Here is a 3,162-nt window from a genome sequence, read left to right on the forward strand (position 1 = left end):
TGAGCAGCCAATCTGCACGAAACGCTCGTCGAAGACCCGCTTCGTCGGTGCGGCCGTGACATCGTGGGCAGCGCGCACAGACCGCCGCGACAACGGTGGCACGGGCACGCCCGCCGGTACCGGCTACAGCGGGTGCATCGGCGGAATCGGCGGCAGCGGAAGGGCGAACGAATGAGTGCGCGGTTCGAGGAGATCGACTGGCGTCCCACTCCCATGGGGGACATCAGCCTGCGGCGTCGACGCGACCCGGCGACCGGCGAGGACGTGTACGAGGTGAAACTCGGCGAGGACTTCCTCATGTCCAGCCTCTTCACCGCCGGCGAGATCGCCCTCACCCGGCTCGGCCTGGCGGAACTGCCCCATGCGGAACTCGACGTCGTCGTGGGTGGGCTCGGGCTCGGGTACACCGCCGCCGCGGCCCTGGACGACTCGCGGCTGCGCACGCTGATCGTGGTCGACGCGCTCGACGCGGTGATCGACTGGCACCGACGGGGGTTGGTGCCGCTGGGCGACCGGCTGGCCTCGGACTCGCGTTGCCGTCTGGTCCAAGGCGACTTCTTCGCGATGGTCGGCGAGGGCCCCGGCCTGGACCCCGAGGAGCCCTACCGGCGCTTCCACGGCATCCTGCTCGACGTCGACCACTCGCCGCGCCATGTATTGCATCCCAGCCACGCCGCGCTGTACGGGCCGGCCGGGCTGCGTGCCCTCGCGGATCGGCTGCGCCCCGGCGGCGTCTTCGCGCTGTGGTCCAACGACCCGCCGGACGAAGCGTTCGGCACGGTACTCGAGGAGGTCTTCCCGGACTCGGCGGCACACGTCGTCATGTTCGACAACCCCCTCCAGGAGGCCACGGCGACGAACACCGTGTACGTGGCCAGAAAACCACCGGCCGACCAAACCTGAGCCGACCCAACCGCCTCGTCGAACAGTTCGACCTCCCCGGCACGCCCCGGTCCGGCACCCGCTCCCTCGAAAATCCCCCGTACCCACGTCGGTTCCTTCTTCGATCGACACCGCGCCGCTCCGCGCCCGCCCGGGCCGGTCACGACCCGACTTCGGCGGCAAAGGTCGCCGTCGACTCGGCGAGTCGGTCGGGCCGGGCGAGTCGCGGGTAGCGGCCGGTGTTCGCGATCACGGTGATCCGTACCCGACGGCCGATCAGCCGCGCGTGCCTTCGCCTCTCCGCTCGCGCACGGTCCCGGACGGGATGGCCGTTCCTGCGGTGCGGGCCAGCGTCACGGTGTCGATCTGCGCGCCGGTGGCGCTGAGCGTACGGATGGTCATCGTGGTCTCGCGCCCGGCGGCGGCCGGTCGGACGTCGACCGCGATGAAGGCGTTGCCGCGAAAGCGCACCCGCGACCACTCGACGGTCTCGTCGAGCTTGCCGCCCTTGGTGTAGTAACCGCCCTTGACCGCATCGGTGACGTCGGCGGGTCCGCCCGCGTACGTCTCGGGGGCGGAGAACTCGTAGCCGCTCTTGCCGCCGCTGCCCACGGTCAGGTAGGTGGTGCCGTCGGTTGCGGGGTGGATCCGGTCGCCGATCGCGGCACGACGTGTACGCACGCCCGCGCGCATCGGATCGGCCCGCTCGTACACGTGGTTGTGTCCGTTGATCACCAGGTCGACCTCGTACCGGTCGAACAGCGGGATCCACTCCTCGCGGATCGAACCGTCCGAGACGTGGTCGGTCGCCGTGCAGTACGCGCAGTGGTGGAAGAACGCGACGACGAAGTCGATGCCGGGGGTACGTCGTACCTGCGCGAGATGGCCGGCCAGCCACGCCGTCTGGGCGCCGCCCGTGTAACCGCGGTTGTGCGGGATCTCGTGCGAGATGTCGTTGGCGTCCAGACTCACCACCGCGACATTGCCGTACGTGAAGCCGTAGGTGGCATGGGAGTTGCGCGGTCCGTTGCCGGGCAGGTGCCAGCGGGCGAGGTGGCCGCCGTAGCCGTCCGGCGAGTACAGCGCCTCCATGTCGTGATTGCCCATCGCCACCATCCACGGCACGGTCGCGGCGACGGGGTCGATCATCCGCAGGTATTCGTCCCACACCTCCGGCTGGAGCTTGTCCGCGCCGTTCGCGCTGTGGTGGCTCGACGGCAGGCCGGCGCCCGACGCGGCGTACGAGATGTCGCCGGCGAGCAGGTGGAACACCGGCTTCTGACGCAGCATCAGGGTCTGGTTGGCGGCGGCGCCGAACTCCACCCCCTCGTCGCCGAACGCGGTGAACGTGAACGGTTCCGGCACCCCCACCGCCGCCGGAGCGGTGGTGAACGAGCCGAGAGTCGCCGCGACGGAGCCGGTGTCCAGCCCCTCGTGACCGAGCGCGTAGTAGTAGCGCGTGCCCGGATCGAGGCCGTCGAGCGCCGCGTGCAGGTGGTACTGGTCGTAGTCGAAGTAGGCCGAGTCGGGGTTGTCGGCGTACTCGATCAGGTGGGAGTGCAGGTGGCGGATCTCGGCCGGCACCACCTGGTCCAGTTGTTTCGGCGACGTGCCCAGGCGCAGGTACGGCCGGCGCACCGGCTGTGGCACCTGCCAGCTCATCGCGGCCGAGCTGCGCGGGTCCGCGCCGAGGGCGAGGTGTCGCCCGGACGGTTTGAGCGCGTTGCCGTCGACGTAGTTCGTACCGGAGAGCAGGGACGGGGCACGGCGGGCGCCGGCCGACGACGAGGACGTACCGAGCAACGAAACCGCGGCCGCCCCGACCCCGATCGCGGTCAGCAGACCGCGCCGGGAGACGCTGCGGCGCCGACGGCTGCGCAGGTACTCGTGCTGGTCGGCGATGCTCATCGTGGCGGCGAGCCGGTCGGGAACGCCCGAGCGGGGCAGGTGGGGGTTCCGATCGGGGGTGGGGCTCATCGGGTGCTCCTGGAACGTGCGGCGAACAAGAGGACGATGCCGGCGCCGAGCGCGGCGGTACCGAGGAGAACGGGCAGGACCACGTCGGCGCCGGTCCGGGAGAGGCTCCCGCCGCCACCGGTGGCGGTCGCGGGGACGGTGCCCGAACCGGAGCCGGCCGTATCGGTGTTGCCGGGGCCGCCGCCGGTGTCACCGCGGCCGGAGCCGTCCGGGGCGGGGGTGGTGGCGGGGCCGGACGGGACGGGCGTGGTGGCGGACGGGCCGGCGGACTCGGTCGGGCCGGGGGTTCGGGTCGACTCACCC

The 3,162-nt window shown here is 71.5% G+C and carries 2 protein-coding genes and 1 pseudogene; 1 reads left to right on the plus strand and 2 read right to left on the minus strand.

Annotation, left to right across the window (positions count from 1 at the left end; translation table 11 throughout):
• Positions 1-171 precede the first annotated feature (171 nt).
• Complete coding sequence (locus GT354_RS34270; protein ID WP_161360267.1) at positions 172-903, plus strand: spermidine synthase; 732 nt, start codon at positions 172-174, stop codon at positions 901-903.
• Between the two features lie 255 nt (positions 904-1,158).
• On the opposite strand, the gene GT354_RS34275 is transcribed toward GT354_RS34270, so the two are convergent.
• Positions 1,159-2,859, minus strand: a complete 1,701-nt coding sequence (locus tag GT354_RS34275) for a metallophosphoesterase family protein (protein ID WP_161360268.1) — start codon at positions 2,857-2,859, stop codon at positions 1,159-1,161.
• A pseudogene (locus GT354_RS34280) lies at positions 2,856-3,162 on the minus strand (hypothetical protein); the annotation flags it as partial. The pseudogene GT354_RS34280 and the gene GT354_RS34275, both read right to left, overlap by 4 nt.

This window comes from Streptomyces sp. SID3343 (assembly GCF_009865215.1).
Taxonomy (GTDB): Bacteria; Actinomycetota; Actinomycetes; order Streptomycetales; family Streptomycetaceae; genus Embleya.